General features: G+C 70.2%; 19 protein-coding genes. 7 read left to right on the top strand and 12 right to left on the bottom strand.

The genetic code is table 11. The features are described from left to right. Positions 1 to 109 precede the first annotated feature (109 nt). From hpnD to ACZ5CR_RS03330, 9 genes are all read right to left on the bottom strand, one after another. Positions 110 to 1060, bottom strand: a complete 951-nt coding sequence (hpnD, locus tag ACZ5CR_RS03370) for a presqualene diphosphate synthase HpnD (RefSeq protein WP_468853121.1) — start codon at positions 1058 to 1060, stop codon at positions 110 to 112. Next, positions 1057 to 1956: a squalene synthase HpnC gene (gene hpnC, locus ACZ5CR_RS03365; protein ID WP_468853120.1), complete on the bottom strand. Its 900-nt coding sequence runs from the start codon at positions 1954 to 1956 to the stop codon at positions 1057 to 1059. Before hpnC ends, hpnD begins: the two co-directional genes overlap by 4 nt. Before the next feature lie 336 nt (positions 1957 to 2292). Then, on the bottom strand, positions 2293 to 3087 hold the full coding sequence (locus tag ACZ5CR_RS03360; protein WP_389900454.1) for an ABC transporter ATP-binding protein: 795 nt from the start codon (positions 3085 to 3087) through the stop codon (positions 2293 to 2295). Continuing rightward, positions 3080 to 4027 (bottom strand): ABC transporter permease, encoded by a 948-nt coding sequence (locus tag ACZ5CR_RS03355; protein ID WP_468853119.1) that lies wholly within the window; start codon positions 4025 to 4027, stop codon positions 3080 to 3082. The genes ACZ5CR_RS03360 and ACZ5CR_RS03355 overlap by 8 nt, the downstream gene beginning before the upstream one ends. Positions 4028 to 4122: 95 nt before the next feature. Continuing rightward, entirely contained in the window at positions 4123 to 4968 is an 846-nt protein-coding gene (locus ACZ5CR_RS03350; protein WP_468853865.1) for a glycosyltransferase family 2 protein, read from the bottom strand. Positions 4969 to 5015: 47 nt separating this feature from the next. Next, positions 5016 to 5795 (bottom strand): CDP-alcohol phosphatidyltransferase family protein, encoded by a 780-nt coding sequence (locus tag ACZ5CR_RS03345; RefSeq protein ID WP_468853118.1) that lies wholly within the window; start codon positions 5793 to 5795, stop codon positions 5016 to 5018. Then, positions 5773 to 6837, bottom strand: a complete 1065-nt coding sequence (locus tag ACZ5CR_RS03340; RefSeq protein WP_468853117.1) for an iron-containing alcohol dehydrogenase family protein — start codon at positions 6835 to 6837, stop codon at positions 5773 to 5775. Before ACZ5CR_RS03340 ends, ACZ5CR_RS03345 begins: the two co-directional genes overlap by 23 nt. Next, positions 6825 to 7562: a phosphocholine cytidylyltransferase family protein gene (locus ACZ5CR_RS03335; RefSeq protein ID WP_468853115.1), complete on the bottom strand. Its 738-nt coding sequence runs from the start codon at positions 7560 to 7562 to the stop codon at positions 6825 to 6827. Before ACZ5CR_RS03335 ends, ACZ5CR_RS03340 begins: the two co-directional genes overlap by 13 nt. After that, positions 7559 to 9307: a DUF5941 domain-containing protein gene (locus ACZ5CR_RS03330; RefSeq protein ID WP_468853862.1), complete on the bottom strand. Its 1749-nt coding sequence runs from the start codon at positions 9305 to 9307 to the stop codon at positions 7559 to 7561. Before ACZ5CR_RS03330 ends, ACZ5CR_RS03335 begins: the two co-directional genes overlap by 4 nt. Here ACZ5CR_RS03330 and ACZ5CR_RS03325 point away from each other — a divergent pair. The 4 genes from ACZ5CR_RS03325 (at position 9197) to idi (ending at position 12391) form a co-directional block, all read left to right on the top strand. Then, positions 9197 to 9424 (top strand): hypothetical protein, encoded by a 228-nt coding sequence (locus tag ACZ5CR_RS03325; protein WP_468853113.1) that lies wholly within the window; start codon positions 9197 to 9199, stop codon positions 9422 to 9424. The genes ACZ5CR_RS03330 and ACZ5CR_RS03325 overlap by 111 nt on opposite strands. 206 nt (positions 9425 to 9630) lie before the next feature. Continuing rightward, the gene (galE, locus tag ACZ5CR_RS03320) at positions 9631 to 10614 is read left to right on the top strand and encodes a UDP-glucose 4-epimerase GalE (protein ID WP_468853112.1); all 984 of its coding nucleotides are present in this window, start codon (positions 9631 to 9633) and stop codon (positions 10612 to 10614) included. 165 nt (positions 10615 to 10779) lie between these two features. Then, complete coding sequence (locus ACZ5CR_RS03315) at positions 10780 to 11706, top strand: cation diffusion facilitator family transporter (RefSeq protein WP_468853111.1); 927 nt, start codon at positions 10780 to 10782, stop codon at positions 11704 to 11706. 91 nt (positions 11707 to 11797) lie between these two features. Continuing rightward, positions 11798 to 12391: an isopentenyl-diphosphate Delta-isomerase gene (gene idi, locus ACZ5CR_RS03310; protein WP_468853110.1), complete on the top strand. Its 594-nt coding sequence runs from the start codon at positions 11798 to 11800 to the stop codon at positions 12389 to 12391. 1 nt (position 12392) lies between these two features. Here idi and ACZ5CR_RS03305 read toward each other — a convergent pair whose 3' ends face one another. Then, a complete protein-coding gene (locus ACZ5CR_RS03305; RefSeq protein WP_468853859.1) occupies positions 12393 to 12884 on the bottom strand; it encodes an ATP-binding protein in 492 nt (163 codons plus the stop codon). A 129-nt stretch (positions 12885 to 13013) separates the two neighbouring features. After that, positions 13014 to 13688, bottom strand: a complete 675-nt coding sequence (locus tag ACZ5CR_RS03300) for an HdeD family acid-resistance protein (RefSeq protein ID WP_468853108.1) — start codon at positions 13686 to 13688, stop codon at positions 13014 to 13016. A gap of 103 nt (positions 13689 to 13791) precedes the next feature. Between ACZ5CR_RS03300 and ACZ5CR_RS03295 the strand changes: the two genes are divergently transcribed. Continuing rightward, positions 13792 to 14577 carry an enoyl-CoA hydratase/isomerase family protein gene (locus tag ACZ5CR_RS03295; RefSeq protein ID WP_468853106.1) on the top strand — a complete coding sequence of 262 codons (786 nt, stop codon included), beginning with the start codon at positions 13792 to 13794 and terminating at the stop codon, positions 14575 to 14577. A 73-nt stretch (positions 14578 to 14650) separates the two neighbouring features. On the opposite strand, the gene ACZ5CR_RS03290 is transcribed toward ACZ5CR_RS03295, so the two are convergent. After that, positions 14651 to 15718: a GlxA family transcriptional regulator gene (locus ACZ5CR_RS03290; RefSeq protein WP_468853105.1), complete on the bottom strand. Its 1068-nt coding sequence runs from the start codon at positions 15716 to 15718 to the stop codon at positions 14651 to 14653. 164 nt (positions 15719 to 15882) lie between these two features. Here ACZ5CR_RS03290 and ACZ5CR_RS03285 point away from each other — a divergent pair, with 164 nt between their 5' ends. Then, positions 15883 to 16773 (top strand): SCO6745 family protein, encoded by an 891-nt coding sequence (locus ACZ5CR_RS03285; RefSeq protein ID WP_468853104.1) that lies wholly within the window; start codon positions 15883 to 15885, stop codon positions 16771 to 16773. Positions 16774 to 16872: 99 nt separating this feature from the next. Next, the gene (locus ACZ5CR_RS03280; RefSeq protein ID WP_468853102.1) at positions 16873 to 19269 is read left to right on the top strand and encodes a Tex family protein; all 2397 of its coding nucleotides are present in this window, start codon (positions 16873 to 16875) and stop codon (positions 19267 to 19269) included. Positions 19270 to 19271: the final 2 nt, after the last annotated feature.

Raw genomic sequence — 19271 nt, 5'->3', positions numbered from 1 at the left:
GCGCTCTCCCCCTCGGCTGTCGCAGTCTGGGACGCCAGGGCCGTACGGAGGGTTGCCAGACGGTTGCAGGGTCTTGCCCTACGTTCACCGCATTCGCCGTGGATGCCCATCAGGTACGCCTCCGGACGCTCTGTCGGGAGACGGTGCGTGCGTCGAGACCGGAGAGACCGCGCACGGCGACATACGCCTTTTCGTGTCCCGGCAGCGAGACACGGCCGCGCAGGACCGCCTCCGGCTCCCGCTCGATGCGGTCGAGGAGCCGTCGGTAGATGCCCGCCATGGCGGCGACACAGGCACCGCTGCGCCGGTCAAGCATGGGAAGCAGCCGGTATCCCTCGGCGAAGAGGGCACGCGCCCTGCGCACCTCGAAGTGCACAAGACCGGCGAAGTCGGAACCGGCGGGCGGCTGTGAGCCCGAGAACCCGGCGGAGCAGCCGAACTTGGCGAGGTCGTCGGCGGGAAGATAGGTGCGGCCGTTCTCCGCGTCCTCGCGAACGTCGCGGAGGATGTTGGTGAGTTGGAGCGCGAGACCGAGCGTGTCGGCATACTCCGGCGCGCGCTCGACATTGAGCGCCCCCCGCTCCGTACCGAACACGCCCAGGGAGAGCCGCCCGATGGCCCCGGCCACGCACCGGCAGTAGACCTTGAGGTCCTCCCACGTCTCGTACGTCTCACCGCGGACGTCCATCAGGACGCCGTCGATCAGCTCGTCGAGACCGCCGAGCGGGATGGGAAAGCGCGTCGCGGCATGCGCGAGCGCCACCGCCACGGGGTCCGTGTCGTCCTCGTCCACCTCGCCCTCGCGGATCCGGACGAGCAGTGCCCGGGTCTCTTCGAGGCGGTCGGCCTTGACGTCCGGCTCGAGTGCGCCGTCACCGATGTCGTCCACGCGCCGCGAGAGGGCGTAGAGCGCCGACATCGCGCGGCGCTCGGGCATCGGGAGCAGCCTGATGCCGTACGCGAAATTGCGTGCTTGCTGTCCGGTCACGGCCTCGCAGTAGCTGTATGCGGCAAGAACCGGCGCGGACACGTTCGGGCCTGACTCCACGGTCCGGCTCACCCCTCTCCTCGCAGAACCGCTCCCACCTCGCGCAGCAAGCGCGGCCTGGTGGGCTTCGGCGGTCCAGGAAGTACGTCGTATCCGGCAGCGGCGATCGAATGGACCGCCGCCCTCCCCCCAGCCACGAATCCCGCAAGCAGCACCTTCAGCCTGCCGTGGACGCTACCCACCAAGGGGGTTCCTTCATTCAGGAGGCAGCGGGCGCGTTCTGCTTCATATGCAACCAGTGCGCGCACCGATGCGCCTGCTGTCGGTGCGGCCAGGTCCCGCTCCCGCACATGAAATCGCTTCATGTCCTCGGCGGGCAGGTAAATACGGTCGCGCCCCAGATCCTCGGCGACGTCCTGCAGGTGCTCGACGATCTGGAGGGCGGTGCACACCGCGTCCGAGCGGCGGATCCGCTCCGGGGTCGCGGTGCCGGTGATGCCGAGGACGAGACGGCCCACGGGGTTCGCGGACAGTTCGCAGTAGGCAAGGAGGTCGTCGTACGTCTCGTAGCGCGCGACGAGCTGGTCCTGGCGGTTGGCCGCGATCAGGCCGAGGAAGGGTTCGGGGGTGAGGTCGCAGCGGCGCACGGTCGGCTTGAGCGCGCGCATCAGGGGGTGGCGGGGCTCGCCGGGCCCGAAGACCCGGTGCAGGTCGGCCTCGAAGGCGTCCAGGAGAGCGAGCCGGTCCTCTGCGGCATCGGGGTCCACACCGAGGTGGCGCGCGTCGGCGCCGCCGGGGGCCAGGTCGCCGTCGCCGATGTCGTCGACGAGGCGGGCGTAGCCGTACACCGCCATGAGGTCGTCGCGCCAGGCGCGGGGCAGGAAGAAGGGCGCCACCGGGAAGTTCTCGTCCGCGGCCTTCGCGAGGACGGCGGATGCGTCGCGCAGCTGGAGATCATCCGTAGCCATTGCCGTCACATCTCCCGTTCTACACTGCCGACCCAATACATCCCATTTCGGACACGCCGCCCGAACCACCATGAGGCGGTCCGTGCCATGAGCCGGGGCGTCGCGCGATATCGCCCCACTTGCCGCGAATCAGCACCGCTACAGCTTACGTTGTACAACGCAGCCTGCGTCGTCGGGGTGTTCCGCGCATCACAACAACACACCGATTGGCGTCAATCTTCCTTGGGCCCAAGGGACTTGAGAGAGCTGCCGGGGCGGTCGAAGACTCAGGACGCACGAGGGCCCCACCGGGTTGACTCCGGTGGGGCCCTCACGCATTCGGGCGTACGCGGCGGGCTATTTACCCGTGAACTTCTCGTATTCCTTTATGACCTCGTCGGTCGGCCCGTCCATGCGCAGCTCACCGCGTTCGAGCCAGAGCACGCGGTCACAGGTGTCACGGATGGACTTGTTGTTGTGACTGACGAGGAAGACCGTGCCGGCCTCCTTGCGGAGCTCGCGGATACGGGCCTCGGAGCGCTTCTGGAACTTCCGGTCGCCGGTGGCGAGCGCCTCGTCGATCATCAGTACGTCGTGGTCCTTGGCGGCCGCGATGGAGAAGCGCAGGCGGGCCGCCATGCCGGACGAGTAGGTGCGCATCGGCAGGGTGATGAAGTCGCCCTTCTCGTTGATGCCCGAGAAGTCGACGATGTCCTGGTAGCGCTCCCTGATCTGCTCGCGCGTCATACCCATGGCGAGTCCGCCGAGTATGACGTTGCGCTCGCCCGTCAGGTCGTTCATCAGGGCCGCGTTGACGCCGAGCAGCGAGGGCTGGCCGTCGGTGTAGACCTTGCCCTGCTCGGCGGGGAGCAGGCCCGCGATGGCGCGGAGCAGGGTCGACTTGCCGGAGCCGTTCGAGCCGATCAGGCCGATGGCCTCGCCGCGGTAGGAGGTGAAGCTGACGCCGCGCACGGCGTGCACCTTGCGTACGCCCCGCTCCTCGCCGCGCTTGAACATGCGGCTCAGCGCGGAGGTGGCGCTGCCCTTGCCCGTCTTCGCGCCGTTCACGCGGTAGACGATGTGCAGCTCGTCGGCGATGACGGTGGGGATGTGCGTCCTGTCGACCTTGTCGACGGTGTTCTCATCAGCCACGGCCGTACCGCTCCTCAGCCTTCCAGAAGTACACGAAGCCGACCGCGCCGAACACGATGGCCCAGCCGACGGCGATGAACCACACGTGGTCGGGCAGGTACGAGCTGCCGTAGTCGTCGATCATCGCGAAGCGGATCAGGTCCATGTAGACGGCTGCGGGGTTCCACTGGAGAACCTCCCCGACCCAGCTCGGCACGCTCTCCTTGTCGGCGAGCATCGCGGGGATGCTGAACATGACGCCCGACGCGTACATCCACGTACGCATCACGAACGGCATGAGCTGGGCGAGGTCGGGCGTCTTGCTGCCCATCCTCGCGAAGATCAGGGCGAGCCCGGTGTTGAAGACGAACTGCAGGGCGAGCGCCGGGACCACCAGGAGCCAGGACCAGGTCGGGAAGATCCCGAAGCCCAGCATGATCAGCACGAGCACGATCATCGAGAACAGCAGCTGCTGGAGCTGCTGGAGCGAGAAGGAGATCGGCAGCGAGGCGCGCGGGAAGTGCAGCGCCCTGACCAGGCCGAGGTTCCCGGAGATCGCCCGCACGCCCGCCATGACGGAGCTCTGCGTGAAGGTGAAGACGAAGACACCCGTGACCAGGAACGGCACGTAGATGTCGTGGTCGATGCCCTTCCTCGCGCCGAGCAGCAGTCCGAAGATGAAGAAGTAGACCGCGGCGTTCAGGAGCGGCGTCGCCACCTGCCACAGCTGGCCGAGCTTGGCCTGGCTGTACTGGGCGGTCAGCTTCGCCTGCGAGAAGGCGAGGATGAAGTGGCGCCGTCCCCAGAGCTGGTGGACGTACTCGAAAAGTCCGGGCCGTGCGCCGCTGACGGTCAGACCGTACTTGGCGGCGAGATCGGCCCGGGAGAGCCCGTCATCGGGCGGCGGTGTCGACGGGGATGCTGTCACCGCGACTCCGCCGTCATGCGTTGTCTCACTCACGAGTGGAAACTTTCGTCTTCAGATGCGCAGCCGGTCGGGCGTAGGCATGGGCCAGGGACCGGAGTATGGCCCAGATGTTCTCAGACCCGAGCTTCTCAGATGACAGGAGGTCGGCCCAGTCGGGTCAGGCGCCACACCGTACGCCACCTCATCGGCTTGCGAGGTCCGCAGGGCGTGGTCCAGCCCTCCTTGAACCCGCCGAACCACGCCTTGAGCGCGGGGCCCGAAGGCCGCCTGGCCAGGGTCAGGAGCATCCACACACCGAGGTAGACCGGGACGAGGAGCGCGGGCAGATTACGGCGGGCGAGCCAGACGCGGTTGCGGGCGACCATCCGGTGGTAGACCGCGTGCCGGGACGGGGCGGTCGTCGGGTGGAAGAGCACCATGTCGGCGCGGTAGTCGATCATCCAGCCCGCGTTCAGCGCACGCCAGGCGAGGTCGGTCTCCTCATGGGCGTAGAAGAACTCGTCGGGCAGACCGCCGACCTCGGCCATGACCTGCGTACGGACGGCGTTGGCGCCGCCGAGGAAGGTCGTGACGCGCGAGGAGCGCATCGGGTCTGCCGCGCGCAGCCGCGGGACGTGACGGCGCTGGGTCTCCCCGGTCTCCGGGTCGGCGATGCGGAAGCTGATGATGCCGAGCTTCGGGTCGGCGGTGAAGGCCTCGCGGCACAGCTGGGCCGTGTCCGTGTTCGCCAGGAGGCCGTCGTCGTCGAGGAAGAGGAGGACGTCGACGTCGGTGCCGCCGGGGCCGAACGCCTCGATGCCGACGTTGCGGCCGCCGGGGATGCCGAGGTTCTCGGGCAGTTCGACGGTGCGTACGCCTTCGGGGACGTCGGGCACGGGGGCGCCGTTGCCGACGACCACCACCTCGACCGGGTCGCCGTCCTGCTTGGCGACCGAGTCGAGCAGGGCGCGCAGCTCCTGCGGCCTGTTGCCCATGGTGATGATGACCGCGCCGACCTTCAGGGGCCGGCTCCCCGCCGCACTCACTTGAGCCTGCTGGAGGCGAGGATGGACACGAGGTGCAGGAGCGTCTGGAGCAGCGCGATACCGGCCAGTACGGCGACACCGAGCCGCGAGAAGAACAGGTCGCCCCGCGCCTGGTCCACGATCGCGAGGACCAGGATGAGCAGGGACGCCTCGATGCCGAGCACGAGCCGGTGGAACTTGAGGGCTCCGGCGGCCTTGCGGGCCAGGGCCATGCCGGACGAGCGCGGCTCGGAGGCCGACTCCTTGACCGGCGCGAGGCCCTGCTGGTGCCGGGCGACACCGACGAGGTCGGTCTCCGCCTTGATCAGGATGGCGCCGAGCGCGGCGAGCGTGCCGAGGAAGGCCCACAGCCAGTCGATCCGGCCCGAGCCCCACAGGTCGGCGGCGCGAAGCCCGAAGCCGACCAGGACCGCGGCGTCGCACAGGTAGGCGGCGACCCGGTCGAGGTAGACCCCGGCCATCGAGTACTGCTTGCGCCAGCGGGCGATCTCGCCGTCGACGCAGTCGAGCAGGAGATACAGCTGGACCATGAGCACGCCGAGCACGGCGCCCGTGATCCCCGGTACCAGGAGGGCCGGGGCGGCGAGGGCGCCGGCCACGGTCATCAGGTACGTGAGCTGGTTGGGCGTGATCCTGGTGTTCACCAGGTAGCGGTCGCAGCGCAGCGAGATCTCTCGCATGTACAGGCGTCCCGCCCAGTGCTCACCGCTGCGCCGGTCCTTCACCCCTGCGGGGTGAACGACGGGGCGGAGTTCAGCTACCGATGGCCTTGGCATAGTCGGCGTATGCGTCCTTGATCTGGTCGGAATTCAGATTGAGGTGCTCGAGGATCGTGTAGCGCCCGGGGCGCGTCTGCGGGGCGTACTCCACGACCTGGACGAACTCGTCCACGGTGAAGCCGATCTCCTGAGGCGTCACGGGGAGGCCGTGCCTGCGCAGCACCTCCACCATGTACGCGGACTCCTCCTTCGCCCCGCGCAGGAACATCGCGAAGGCCGCACCCAGGCCGCACTGCTCGCCGTGGCTCGCCGCGCGCTTGGGGAAGAGGAGATCGAAGGCGTGGTTGATCTCGTGGCAGGCGCCGGACGCCGGGCGGGAGTCGCCCGACACGGACATCGCGATGCCGGTGAGGACCAGACCCTCGGCGAGGACCTGCAGGAAGGCGTCGTCGCCGACGCCACCGGGGTGCCGCAGGACGGCCTCGCCCGCCTGGCGCGCCATCGCGGCCGCGAGGCCGTCGATGTCCTCGCCGCGCTCGCGTGCGGCGAGCTCCCAGTCCGCGATCGCGGAGATGTTGGACACGGCGTCGCCGATGCCGGAGCGCACGAAACGTACGGGAGCCTCGCGGATCACATCGAGGTCGATGACGACCGCGATGGGGTTCGGGACTCCGTACGAGCCGCGGCCCGCGTCGTTGTCGAGCGTGGCGACCGGCGAGCAGAGGCCGTCGTGCGACAGGTTCGTCGCGACGGCGACCAGCGGCGCGCCGACCCGCGCGGCGGCGAACTTGGCGCAGTCGATGATCTTGCCGCCGCCGAGGCCGACGACCGCGTCGTAGCGGCCCTTCTTGATGGCGTCGGCGAGCTTGATGGCGTCGTCGAGCGTGCCGCCGCCCACCTCGAACCACTCGGCGGTGGGCAGCGACGCTTCGAGCCGCTGACGCAGGACCGCGCCGGAGCCGCCGCTGATGGCAATGGCGAGCTTGCCGCTTGACGAGCAGATCCGCTGGTCCGCGAGGACTCCGGCCAGGTCGTTGAGCGCCCCTGCCCGGATGTCCACGACGACCGGCGAGGGGATGAGCCTCGTCAGTACTGGCACGCGATCTCCCGGCCCTTGGCGAGGTCGTCGTGGTTGTCGATCTCGACCCACTTGACGTCGCCGATCGGCTCCACGTCGATCTTGAAGCCGCGGTTGACGAGCTCCTGGTAACCGTCCTCGTAGTAGAGGTCGGGGTCGCGCTCGAAGGTGGTCTTCAGGGCGTCGGCCAGCTGCTCGGCGGCGTCGCCCTCGATGAGCGTGACACCGATGTACTCACCGGTGGCGGACGCGGGGTCCATCAGCTTGGTGATCTTCTGGACGCCCTTCTCGGGGTCCACGATGACCTTCATCTCCTCGTCGGCGAGGTTCTTCACCGTGTCGAGGGCGAGGATGATCTTCTTGCCCTCGCCGCGGGCGGCGAGCAGCGTCTTCTCGACGGAGACCGGGTGCACGGTGTCGCCGTTGGCGAGGATCACGGTGTGCTTGATCGCGTCACGACCGCACCAGAGGGAGTAGGCGTTGTTCCACTCCTCGGCCTTGTCGTTGTCGATCAGCGTGAGCTTGAGGCCGTACTTCTCCTCGAGCGCCGCCTTGCGGTCGTAGACGGCTTCCTTGCGGTAGCCGACGATGATCGCCACCTCGGTGAGACCGATCTCCGCGAAGTTGCCGAGGGTCAGATCGAGGATGGTGGTGTCACCGTCGACCGGCACCAGGGCCTTGGGAAGCGTGTCGGTGTAGGGGCGAAGACGCCGTCCGGCGCCGGCCGCCAGCACAAGGCCGATCATGCGGGTTCTCCTTCATCGTGTACGGCGGGTGCGCCGCGCTTGTGAGCGGTCACCCAGTAGCGGATGCTCTCGACGAGCACCACGAGTGCCACGGCCACGGCGAGTGCCGTGAGCGCGACGGTGAAATCTGTGCCGGTGAGCAGAGCGGCGGCGACAGCGACCACAAGGGTCCTGCCTTCGTGTCCGACGATCGCCCGCACCAGCCAGTGCGGAGGGGCGCCGGCGTCGCCGCGGATGCGGTACACCGTGTCGTAGTGATGGTAGGCGACGGCGGACACCAGTCCGAAAGCCGCGGGCAAGGCGCCGTTCACGTCCGCCTTGGCGGCGAGCAGCAGGATCGTGCCGTACTCGGCCGCGCGGAAGAACGGCGGGACCAGCCAGTCGAGGGTGCCCTTGAGGGGGCGGGCGACGGCGAGACCCGAAGTGATGACGTAGATGACCGCGGCGACGACCACCCAGGGGCTGCCGTACGACGTGAGACCCGCCACGCAGACGACCACGGCGCCGCCGACGAAGGCGATGACCGGGGCGGGCAGGGGCAGGCGGCCGCGCCCGAGCGCCGCGAAGGCGGACGCGAGCGGCCCGCTGTCGGAGAGGTCCGCGAGTGCCTGCGCGGCGCGGTCGGTGCGGGTCGCCCTGCGGGTCAGCGAGCGCAGGACGCGCCCCGCCGTGGTGTAGCAGGCAGCGAGACCGCAGCCGATGAGCAGCACGATCAGGGTGATGCGGGGTGTGGTGACCGCGGTGAGCACGGCGATCAGCGCCCAGCGCTCACCGATCGGGAGGACGATCATCCGGCGCAGCCAGACGGTCCAGCCGACGCTGTCGAGCTTGTCGGAGAGGGCCGCGGTGGGGCTGGTGTTGGCGGTCGCGTCGTGGTTCGCCTCGTTGAAGGAGAAGTCCACGACGTGCCGGCAGGTCTGCAGGACCATCGCGCCGAGCGCGAGCGCCCATACGTCGTCGCCCGTGGCGTTGGCCGCGCCGAGGGCGAGGCCCGCGTAGTAGGCGTACTCCTTGGCGCGGTCGAAGGTCGCGTCGAGCCAGGCGCCGAGGGTCGAGTACTGCAGGGAGTAGCGGGCGAGCTGCCCGTCCGTGCAGTCCAGGACGAAGGAGAAGAGCAGAAGGAGGCCCGCCGCGATGAAGCCGGCGCGGGTGCCGGTGGCCGCGGAACCCGCCGCGATCAGGGCGACGAGCAGCGACGCGGTGGTGACCTGGTTCGGGGTGAGGCCGCGGCGCGCGCACCAGCGGGCGATGTAGCGGGAGTAAGGGGAGATGCAGTACGTCGTGAAGAAGCCGTCCCGCGACTTGACGGCGGTGCGCAGGCGTACGGCTTCGTCGTCCACGGCGGCGACGGCCTGGCGTGCCTCGTTGCGGGCCTGCGGGTCGCTGGGCACAGTGGCGACGAGGGTGCCGAGGTCGGGGCGGTTGAGTGCGCGGCCTGAGGCCTCGATCGCCTCGGCGACGTGGTCGGCGATCGCCTCGACCGTGAGCGCGGAGCCGCCGCCGTTGCCGGAGCCGGTGGTGGCGCGCAGCGCGTGGTCGAGGTCGGCCCGTGCCTCGGGCTGCGCGCAGACGGCGCCGGGGACGGCGGATGCGGCGAAGCGCGGGTCGGTCAGGCCCAGGCGGAGCGCGTGGACGTGGCCCACGAAGCGCGCGTCCACGACCGCGACACGCTCTCCGGCCGGGACGGCGGCGAGCAGCGTCTCGGTGTCCGCCGCGTCGGACGCGACCCGGACGTCAAACCCCAGGGACCGCAGATCGCCTTCGAGCGGCGACCCGGGGACCGGCTGACCGGTCAGGATGGCGGTCGACAGACGAACTCACTCCTTGATTCCCGGCGCGGCTCGCGCCGGGCACGTGCGTGATGGGGGGCGCCCCTGGCCTGCAGCGGCCGGGCGGCACGTCGGCAGAGGCTATCGGATGATGGGAAGCGGGCGTTCACCGCCCGTTCACGGCCCGATAAGCGCGGCCTGCGAGGGCCGCCACCAACTCGATCATCATGGTCGATCGGAGGCGGCAGCCACAAACCGCGCTTCATGCGACCGGCACAAACGACATAAAGTCGACGCCCATGACATGGATGATCACAGGTGGAGCGGGATATATCGGGGCGCATGTGGCGCGGGCGATGGCGGGCGCCGGGGAGCGGGTCATCGTTCTCGACGACGTCTCGGCGGGGGTGCCCGAGCGGCTGCCCGCGGACATCCCTCTCATTAGGGGCTCTTCGCTCGACGGTGAGCTGCTGCGGCGGGTCTTCGCCGAGCACGGTGTGACGGGTGTCGTGCATCTCGCGGCCCGCAAGCAGGTCGGCGAGTCCGTGGAGCAGCCGCTGCGCTACTACCGGGAGAACCTGGGCGGCCTGGTGACGCTCCTCGAAGCGGTGGCCGAGGCCGGGATCAAGCGGTTCGTCTTCTCCTCGTCGGCCGCGGTGTACGGCAACCCGCCCGACGTGGACCTGGTGTCGGAGTCCACCCCCTGCGTCCCGATCAACCCCTACGGCGAGACGAAGCTCGCCGGGGAGTGGCTGGTACGGGCCGCGGGGCGGGCGCACGGCATGGCGACCGTGTGCTTGCGCTACTTCAACGTGGCGGGCGCCGCGGCCCCCGAGCTCGCGGACACCGGGGTCTACAACGTGATCCCGATGGTCTTCGACCGGCTCACCCGCGACGAGGCGCCGCGGATCTTCGGCGACGGCCATCCGACGCCGGACGGCACGTGCGTGCGCGACTACATCCACGTCGCGGACCTCGCCGACGCCCACCTCGCGGCGGCCCGCCGCGTCGAGGCGCACCCCGAGGGTGACCTGACGGTGAACATCGGCCGGGGCGAGGGTGTTTCCGTACGCGAACTCGTCACTCTCATCGGTGAGATCTCCGGCGACAGGCGCCCGGCGCTCGTCGAGCCGGGCCGCGAGGGCGACGCACCGCGCGCCGTCGCCGACGCGAGCCTGGCCGCCGAGGAACTGGGCTTCAAGGCGCGGCGCGGTGTACGCGAGATGGTCGAATCCGCGTGGGCGGGCTGGTGCCTCCACCACCCGCAGGCGCGCAGGGGCTAGCGGCGCCAGCGCTCTGACCTGCGGTCATTTCCGCAGGTCAGAGCATATGACAACGGTGTTCAGTGCCGTGTTGCCGGGTACCCCCCACCCGTAGTTCACTGTGATCGCGACAGACGCGCGACCGGGGAACAGCAGACCGACACCGAGCACACGGAGGCGGCCGCCATGGGGGCTGGGCACGACCACGGACACACGCACGGGGGGACCGCTACAGCGGCGTACCGAGGGCGGCTTCGTATCGCGCTCTCGATCACGATCACCGTCATGGTGGTCGAGATCGTCGGCGGCGTCATGGCGGATTCGCTCGCGCTCATCGCGGACGCGACGCATATGGCGACGGACGCGCTCGGCCTGGGCATGGCGCTGCTCGCGATCCAGTTCGCGAACCGCCCGGCGACCCAGAACCGCACCTTCGGCTACGCCCGCGCCGAGATCCTCGCCGCGCTCGCCAACTGTCTGCTGCTGCTCGGCGTCGGCGGCTACGTCCTGTACGAGGCGATCCAGCGGTTCATCACGCCCGCCGAGACCGAGGGCGGACTGACCATCGTCTTCGGCGTCGTCGGCCTGGTGGCGAACATGATCTCGCTCTCGCTCCTGATGCGCGGCCAGAAGGACAGCCTGAACGTGCGCGGCGCCTTCCTGGAGGTCATGGCCGACGCGCTCGGCTCCTTGGCGGTGATCGTCGCCGCGGTCCTGATCCTGACCACCGGCTGGCAGGCGGCGGACCCGATCGCCTCGCTCGTCATCGGCCTCATGATCGTCCCGCGTACGGTGAAGCTGCTGCGGGAGACCCTGAACGTGCTCCTGGAATCCGCTCCCAAGGGCGTCGACATGGCAGAGGTCCGCTCGCACATACTGGATCTGCCGGGCGTCGAGGACGTCCACGACCTGCACGCCTGGACCATCACCTCGGGGATGCCGGTCCTCTCCGCACATGTGGTCGTCAGCTCCGAGACGCTGAACGCGATCGGCAACGAGAAGATGCTGCACGAACTGCAGGGATGCCTGGGCGACCACTTCGACGTCGAGCACTGCACCTTCCAACTGGAACCGGTCGGCCACGCGGAGCACGAGGCGATGCTCTGCCACTGACCCCTTGAGGGTGGTCTCCGGTGGTTCCTTGCCGGGAGGGCCCCTCGCGTACGGCAGACTTGAGGTTCGAAGACCGAAGCGAAGGATGCGTATGCCGACCACACCTGCCACCGCGGCGAACAACTCGTCGAACGGCACCGGAGAAGCGATCTTGCTGGAACTCGTGGACGAGGACGGCAGGACGATCGGCACAGCGGAGAAACTCTCCGCGCATCAGGCGCCCGGGCAATTGCACCGGGCGTTCTCTGTTTTCCTCTTCGACGAACAGGGGCGGCTCCTGCTGCAGCAGCGCGCCCTGGGCAAGTACCACTCCCCCGGCGTCTGGTCGAACACCTGCTGCGGCCACCCGTACCCCGGCGAGGCGCCGTTCGCGGCCGCCGCCCGCCGGACGTACGAGGAGCTGGGTGTCTCGCCCTCGCTGCTCGCGGAGGCCGGCACCGTGCGCTACAACCACCCGGACCCCGACTCCGGCCTGGTGGAGCAGGAGTTCAACCATCTCTTCGTGGGGATGGTCCAGTCGCCGCTGCGGCCCGAGCCGTCCGAGGTCGGCGAGACCGCCTTCGTGACGGCCGACGAGCTGGCGCTGCGGCATGCGGAGGGGTCGTTCTCCGCGTGGTTCATGACCGTCCTTGACGCGGCGCGGCCCGCGATCCGGGAGCTGACGGGGCCTTCCGCCGGTTGGTGAGTCAACTCCCGGTCGGTGCGGAGCCGTTGGGTTTCAGGGGCAGGGCGGCCCAGATGACCTTGCCCCCGCTCGCGGTGTGATCGACGTCGCAGGCACCGCCCGCCTCCTGCGTGATCTCGCGGACGAGGAGAAGACCGCGGCCGCCGGTCTGGCCGTGATCGGCCACCAGGGCGGTCGGGCGGTAGGGGTGGTCGTCCTCCACGGAGACCCGCACCCACTCGGCGCCCACCGCCACCTCCACCGCGAGCATCGGCGAGAGCACGGCCGCGTGCCGCACCGCGTTGGTGACCAGTTCGGAGACGATCAGGAGCAGTCCCTGCACGAGGTCGTCCGACGCGGGCACGCCCTGCCGTGCGAGCAGGTCACGTACCGCGTGCCGCGCCTGGGGCACGGAGGCGTCGACGGCGGCGGCCGTGAACCGCCACACGCCTTCGTACGGCACCTTTCCGGTCTCCGGAGGGAGTGGGCCGGGCCCCCTCCCGTCGTCGTCCATCGTCCGGTCGCCGCCCTTGCGCTCGATTGTCACCACACATCGAGTGTTGGGAATACACAGGCCGGGGCCGGATAACTGACCAGAAGTCAGCGACTATCGACGGCATTTGATCACTGGCGGCCAACTGAGTCAGTTATGTGGCTGCTCCTGTTCCCCAGGTTTCGCTTTCAAGCTTTCTTCGGGTTGTACGGGTTCTGGGTTCCGTCCGGAATCCGGTGCCTCGGCGACCATGCTCACGATCCGGCGCCCGCCGAGCCCCGTGGCGAGCAGGCCGAGGCCGTCGAAGAGCAGCGCGAGCGAGAAGAAGCAGCCGATCACGTACTGGCTGCTGCTCGGCCAGTTGGCGAGCACCAGGATGCCGAGCAGGAGGCCGAAGGCTCCCTGCACGAGCGTCCAGCCGAACTGCGGGCCGCGCACCACCAGACTGCCGACAAGACGGAAGACACCGCCGGTCAGGAACAGCAGCGCCGCGAACATCGTCAGCGCCTCCGCCGCCACATCCGGCCTGCGGATGATCACGACACCGGCCGCGAGGTTCAGCGCGGCGACGACCACGCCGAGCCAGAAGAAGTTCGTGCCGCGCGACTGCACCGCGTGCAGCAGTCCGACGAGGCCGCCGATCAGGAGCAGCCAGCCGAAGAGGAGCATCGAGGTGAGGGTGGCGAATCCCGTGTAGACGAGACCCACGAGCCCCGCCACGGCCAGGACCGCGCCGAGGAGGGCCAGCAGGCCGAGGCTGCGGTTGAGCTGCTTGGCGCCCTGAGCCTCCGGTGTGGCGGCCTTGGCGCCCTTGGTTCGGGCCATCAGCGTCTCCGTCCTGCCGCCCCCGCTGCGCACAGTTCTCGACCGTTCTCAGGGCCACCCCTTCTTGATCGTACGTTCGAGGAGTGCGGATAGCATCCGGCGCATGGAGCCGCAGCTGAGGCAGACCGTCACCCACGGCGTCGCCACCGTCGTCATCGACCATCCGGCCAAGCGCAACGCCATGACGGCGGACATGTGGCGTCGGATGCCGCCGCTGCTCGCCGGGCTCGCCGCCGACCCGGCCGTACGGGCGCTCGTCCTGACCGGCGAGGGCGGGACCTTCTGCGCGGGCGCCGACATCTCCTCGCTGAGGGAGTCGCCGGGCGAGGCGCAGGATCTGGCGGTACGGGCCGAGGAGGCGCTCGCGGCCTTCCCGAAGCCGGCGCTCGCCGCGGTGCGGGGCTACTGCGTGGGCGGCGGGAGCCAGCTGGCCGCGGCCTGCGATCTGCGGTTCGCGGACGAGGGCGCCCTGTTCGGGATCACTCCGGCGAAGCTGGGGGTCGTCTACCCGTCGTCGTCCACGCGGCGCCTGGTGTCGCTCGTGGGACCCGCCACCGCCAAGTACCTGCTGTTCTCCGGCGAGTTGATCGACGCGGGGCGTGCGCTGCGCACCGGCCTGGTGGACGAGGTGCTGCCCGCGGGCGAGCTCGACAAGCGGGTCGCGGAGTTCACCAAGATCCTCGCCGCGCGCTCGCAGCTGACGCAGGCGGCCGCCAAGGAGTTCACCGAGGGCCGCCCTGACCAGGCAGCCCGGGATGCCTACTGGGGCGAACAGGCGCGCGCGGGCGGGGAGCCCGGCGGGGACACCGCCGAGGGGGTCACCGCCTTCCTGGAGCGCCGCGAGCCGCGTTTCACCTGGACTCCCAGCGACGACACCGCTGTCGGCTGAGGCGGCTCACAGTCCCCCGTGCGCGGCGGAGGCGATCTCGGCGATCAGCTCCTCGCGCCCGCCAGGACCAGGGTCATGGCCTCGACCGCGCCCTTGGCCGCCTCGCAGCCGCCGCAGCCGGGCTCCGTTCTCCGGCAGGACCGCCGACGGGAGCGCCGACAGGGGTTTTGGCCAGGACTGCGGCAGGGGCGTGGAAGCGTCGCCGGTACTCGGCGGGGGCCGACCCGAGGATCTTGACGAAGGCCCTGCGCATCGACTCCGGTGTGCCGTAGCCACAGGCGCGCGAGACCTCCTCGACCCCGTCGGAGGTCTCCTCCAGGAGGCGGCGCGCGTGCTCGACGCGTACGCGCTCGACGTACTTGCCCGGCGTCATCCCCGTCTCCGTCTGGAACGCGCGGGCGAAGTGCCGGGGAGAGAGCCGGGCGCGGGCGGCGAGCGACTCGACGCAGAGGTCCTCGTCCGGGTGTTCGGTGATCCACTGCTGGACCTCGCGCAGGGGTTCGCGCCGGGCGGTCTGCGCGGAGAGCTGGGCACTGAACTGCGCCTGGTTCCCCGGGCGCCGCAGGAAGACCACGAGATGCCGCGCGACCGTCAGCGCCTCGTCCCGGCCCAGGTCCTCCTCGACGAGAGCCAGGGCCAGGTCGATGCCCGCGGTCACGCCCGCGGACGTCGCGACGTGGCCGTCGCGGACGAAGATCGGGTCGGGGTCGACCTCGACGGCGGGGTGATCACGGGCGAGGCCGGCGCAGAACGCCCAGTGGGTCGTCACCCGGCGGCCGTCCAGGAGGCCCGCTTCGGCGAGCAGGACGGCGCCGGTGCAGACCGAGACCAGGCGCCGGGCGCGCGGGGCGTTCGTCCGCAGCCAGTCGATCAGGCGGGGATCGGCCTGGCCGCCGCCGAGGCCGCCCGGGGCGAGCAGGGTGTGCGGTGCGGGGGCGTCGGCGAGGGAGGAGTCCGGTACGAGCGTGAGCCCGCTGGAGGTACGTACGGGAGCGCCGTCCAGGGACGCGGTGTGGATGCGGTACGCCGACACGTCGCCCCCGCGGCAGACGGCCGCGCCCGCGAAGACCTCCACCGGTCCCGTGACATCGAGGCTCTGCACCCCGTCGAAGAGGACGACCAGGACGGTTCTCTGCTCCATGCCCCGATTCTTGGCCTCGCGCGCGATGGCCGCAATGACAAATAGCCCACTTTTCCGGCCATCAGGCTTCGCTTCCGCGCCGTCCGCGCATGTGACGCCGCGGGGCCCGGCTGCGCGTGCGCCCCGGACTTCACCTCATACCAACCAGTCGGTAACGTGCATCCATGACTTCACTCACGCCCCCCTCCCCGGCCGCCGCACTGCACCCCCGCGCGGGACGTCGATGTCACAACGTGCTCAATTCGCTGCACTCGACGCACTACTTCTCGCCCGACGCGGCGCGCGAGCTCGCCGGCATCGGGATCACCCACCCCAAGGCCGTCAATTTCGCCGTGCGCACGGCGGCGATGGGACCGGTCGGCGCCGGAGTGGTCACCGCGGCGTTCTACAACTACAAGCACGAACTCGTCGCCCGGCACGTGCCCGGCATCTGGCGCACCGCGTCCCCCGAGGACGTCCTCGCGGCACGCGCGCGCACCGTCGACGCGACCCTGCGCCGCCTCCTGGGCGAGGAAGCGCTCACGTCCCCGGAGATGGCGGAGGCGGCCGAGCTCGCGCTGCGCGCCACCGAGGCCTGCTCCCGTTCCGCACGGCCGCTGTACTCCGCCCACGCGGACCTGCCCGTCCCCGAGCAGCCGCATCTCGCGCTCTGGCACGCCGCGACGCTGCTGCGCGAGCACCGGGGCGACGGGCACCTCACGGTCCTGCAGAACGCCGAACTCGACGGCCTCGAGGCGCTGGTGAGCCACACGGCGACCGGCAAGGGCACGACGCCGAAGTGGAACTTCTCCACCCGCGGCTGGAACCAGGAGGAATGGGACGCGGCCGTGCAGCGGCTCCACGCCCGCGGACTGCACGACGGGGAGTCCGAGCTGACGGAGGCCGGAGTCGAGCTGCGCCAGGAGATCGAGGAGGCCACGGACCGCCTCGACCGGGCGCCGTACGAACACCTGGGCGAGGCGGGCGTCGAGCGCCTCACCGACCTCGGCACGGTGTTCGCGGGCGCGGCGCTGGAGGCGGGGGCGTTCCCCGCGGACCTGCTCGGCAAGGCGTAGACAGAGCGCCCGTCGGGGCGGGCACGCCGGGTGTGATCCCCCCGCTGTCGGTGCCACCTGCCACAATTGCCCGGCAACCCCAGTGAGAAGGCGGGAAACGTGGCACCTCTGCAGACGTCCACTCCAGCATCGATCGAAGGCAGGATCGCCGAAGAACTCGGCGTACGGGAGCGGCAGGTGAAGGCCGCCGTCGACCTGCTCGACGGCGGCTCGACGGTGCCCTTCATCGCTCGCTACCGCAAGGAAGCGACCGAGATGCTCGACGACGCGCAGCTGCGCACGCTCGAGGAGCGGCTGCGCTATCTGCGGGAGCTCGAGGACCGGCGCGCGGCGATCCTCGAATCGGTGCGCGAGCAGGGCAAGCTCACCGACGATCTTGAGGCGCAGATCCGCGCCGCCGACACCAAGGCGCGGCTCGAGGACATCTACCTGCCGTTCAAGCCGAAGCGCCGCACGAAGGCGCAGATCGCCCGTGAGGCCGGACTGGAACCGCTGGCCGACGGCCTGCTCGGCGATCCGTCGGTGGAGCCGCTCGCCGCGGCGGCGGCCTTCGTGGACGCCGACAAGGGCGTGGCCGACCCGCAGGCCGCGCTCGACGGCGCCCGCGCGATCCTCGCCGAGCGGTTCTCCGAGGACGCCGACCTCATCGGCGAGCTGCGCGAGCGCATGTGGGTGCGCGGCCGTCTCGCCGCGAAGGTCCGCGACGGCAAGGAGGAGGCGGGCGCCAAGTTCGCCGACTACTTCGACTTCGCCGAGCCCTTCAAGGAGCTGCCGTCGCACCGCATCCTCGCGATGCTGCGCGGCGAGAAGGAGGACGTCCTCGACCTCGTCCTGGAACCGGAGGAGGCCACGGAGGGACCGTCCTCGTACGAGGGGATGGTCGCCCACCGCTTCGGGGTGGTCGACCGGGGGCGCCCCGGGGACAAGTGGCTTCAGGACACCGTGCGTTGGTCCTGGCGCACCCGCATCCTGGTGCACCTGGGCATCGACCTTCGCCTTCGGCTGCGCACGACCGCGGAGGACGAGGCCGTGCGTGTCTTCGCGTCGAACCTGCGCGACCTCCTCCTGGCCGCACCGGCGGGCACGCGCGCGACGCTGGGGCTCGACCCCGGTTTCCGTACGGGCGTGAAGGTCGCCGTGGTCGACGCGACCGGCAAGGTCGTGGCGACGGACGTCATCAACCCGCACGTCCCCGCGAACAAGTGGGACCAGTCCCTGGCCACCCTCGCGAAGCTCGCCAAGGAGCACGCGGTCGACCTGATCGCGATCGGGAACGGCACGGCGTCCCGCGAGACGGACAAGCTCGCCGGTGAACTCATCACGAAGCACCCGGAGTTGAACCTCACGAAGGTGATGGTCTCCGAAGCGGGCGCCTCGGTGTACTCCGCGTCGGCCTTCGCCTCGCAGGAGCTGCCCGACATGGACGTGTCGCTGCGCGGCGCCGTGTCCATCGCACGCCGCCTCCAGGACCCGCTCGCCGAGCTGGTGAAGATCGACCCGAAGTCCATCGGCGTCGGCCAGTACCAGCACGACCTCTCCGAGATGAAGCTGTCGCGCTCGCTCGACGCGGTCGTCGAGGACTGTGTGAACGGCGTCGGCGTCGACGTGAACACGGCGTCCGCCCCACTGCTCTCCCGGGTCTCCGGCATCGGCGCGGGCCTCGCCGAGAACATCGTGTCGCACCGCGACACGAACGGCCCCTTCTCCTCCCGCAAGGGCCTCAAGGACGTGGCACGCCTGGGCCCCAAGGCGTACGAACAGTGCGCGGGCTTCCTGCGCATCCGGGGCGGCGACGACCCGCTCGACGCGTCCAGCGTGCACCCCGAGGCGTATCCCGTGGTCCGCAAGATGGCGAAGAAGACGGGCGGCGAGGTCGCCTCGCTCATCGGCGACACGGCGACGCTGCGCTCGCTGCGGGCCGACGAGTTCGTGGACGAGTCCTTCGGTCTGCCCACCGTGAGCGACATCCTCAAGGAGCTGGAGAAGCCCGGACGCGACCCGCGTCCCGCGTTCAAGACGGCGACCTTCAAGGACGGCGTCGAGAAGCTCTCCGACCTGGCGTCCGGGATGGTCCTGGAAGGCGTCGTCACGAACGTGGCGGCGTTCGGCGCCTTCGTGGACATCGGCGTCCACCAGGACGGGCTCGTGCATGTCTCCGCGATGTCCAAGACGTTCGTCAAGGACCCGCGGGACGTGGTGAAGCCGGGCGACATCGTCAAGGTGAAGGTGATGGACGTCGACATTCCGCGCAAGCGGATCTCGCTGACGCTGCGCCTGGACGACGAGGCGAGCCCGGCGGACGGCGAGCAGCCCAAGCGGGGCGGGCGTCCCCCGCAGCAGCGGCAGCAGGGCGGCCAGCGCCCCCAGCGACAAGGCCAGGGGCAGGGCCAGCGGCAGGGCGGCGGCCAGGGTCAGCGCAAGGAGCGGCAGGGGCCGCCCCCGGCCAATGACGCGATGGCGGACGCGCTGCGCCGGGCCGGGTTGCTGAAGCCCTAGGG

Source organism: Streptomyces sp. NPDC031274 (assembly GCF_055570235.1).
This window is presented reverse-complemented; position numbering and strand designations above follow the sequence as displayed.

Bases quoted from the DNA above. Each gene is read 5' to 3' on its own strand.
- hpnC (WP_468853120.1), bottom strand. From the start codon at position 1,956: ATGGCTACGGATGATCTCCAGCTGCGCGACGCATCCGCCGTCCTCGCG.
- ACZ5CR_RS03350 (WP_468853865.1), bottom strand. From the start codon at position 4,968: ATGGGCAACAGGCCGCAGGAGCTGCGCGCCCTGCTCGACTCGGTCGCC.
- ACZ5CR_RS03345 (WP_468853118.1), bottom strand. From the start codon at position 5,795: ATGCCAAGGCCATCGGTAGCTGAACTCCGCCCCGTCGTTCACCCCGCA.
- ACZ5CR_RS03335 (WP_468853115.1), bottom strand. From the start codon at position 7,562: ATGATCGGCCTTGTGCTGGCGGCCGGCGCCGGACGGCGTCTTCGCCCC.
- galE (WP_468853112.1), top strand. From the start codon at position 9,631: ATGACATGGATGATCACAGGTGGAGCGGGATATATCGGGGCGCATGTG.
- ACZ5CR_RS03315 (WP_468853111.1), top strand. From the start codon at position 10,780: ATGGGGGCTGGGCACGACCACGGACACACGCACGGGGGGACCGCTACA.
- idi (WP_468853110.1), top strand. From the start codon at position 11,798: ATGCCGACCACACCTGCCACCGCGGCGAACAACTCGTCGAACGGCACC.
- ACZ5CR_RS03305 (WP_468853859.1), bottom strand. From the start codon at position 12,884: ATGGACGACGACGGGAGGGGGCCCGGCCCACTCCCTCCGGAGACCGGA.
- ACZ5CR_RS03300 (WP_468853108.1), bottom strand. From the start codon at position 13,688: ATGGCCCGAACCAAGGGCGCCAAGGCCGCCACACCGGAGGCTCAGGGC.
- ACZ5CR_RS03295 (WP_468853106.1), top strand. From the start codon at position 13,792: ATGGAGCCGCAGCTGAGGCAGACCGTCACCCACGGCGTCGCCACCGTC.
- ACZ5CR_RS03290 (WP_468853105.1), bottom strand. From the start codon at position 15,718: ATGGAGCAGAGAACCGTCCTGGTCGTCCTCTTCGACGGGGTGCAGAGC.
- ACZ5CR_RS03285 (WP_468853104.1), top strand. From the start codon at position 15,883: ATGACTTCACTCACGCCCCCCTCCCCGGCCGCCGCACTGCACCCCCGC.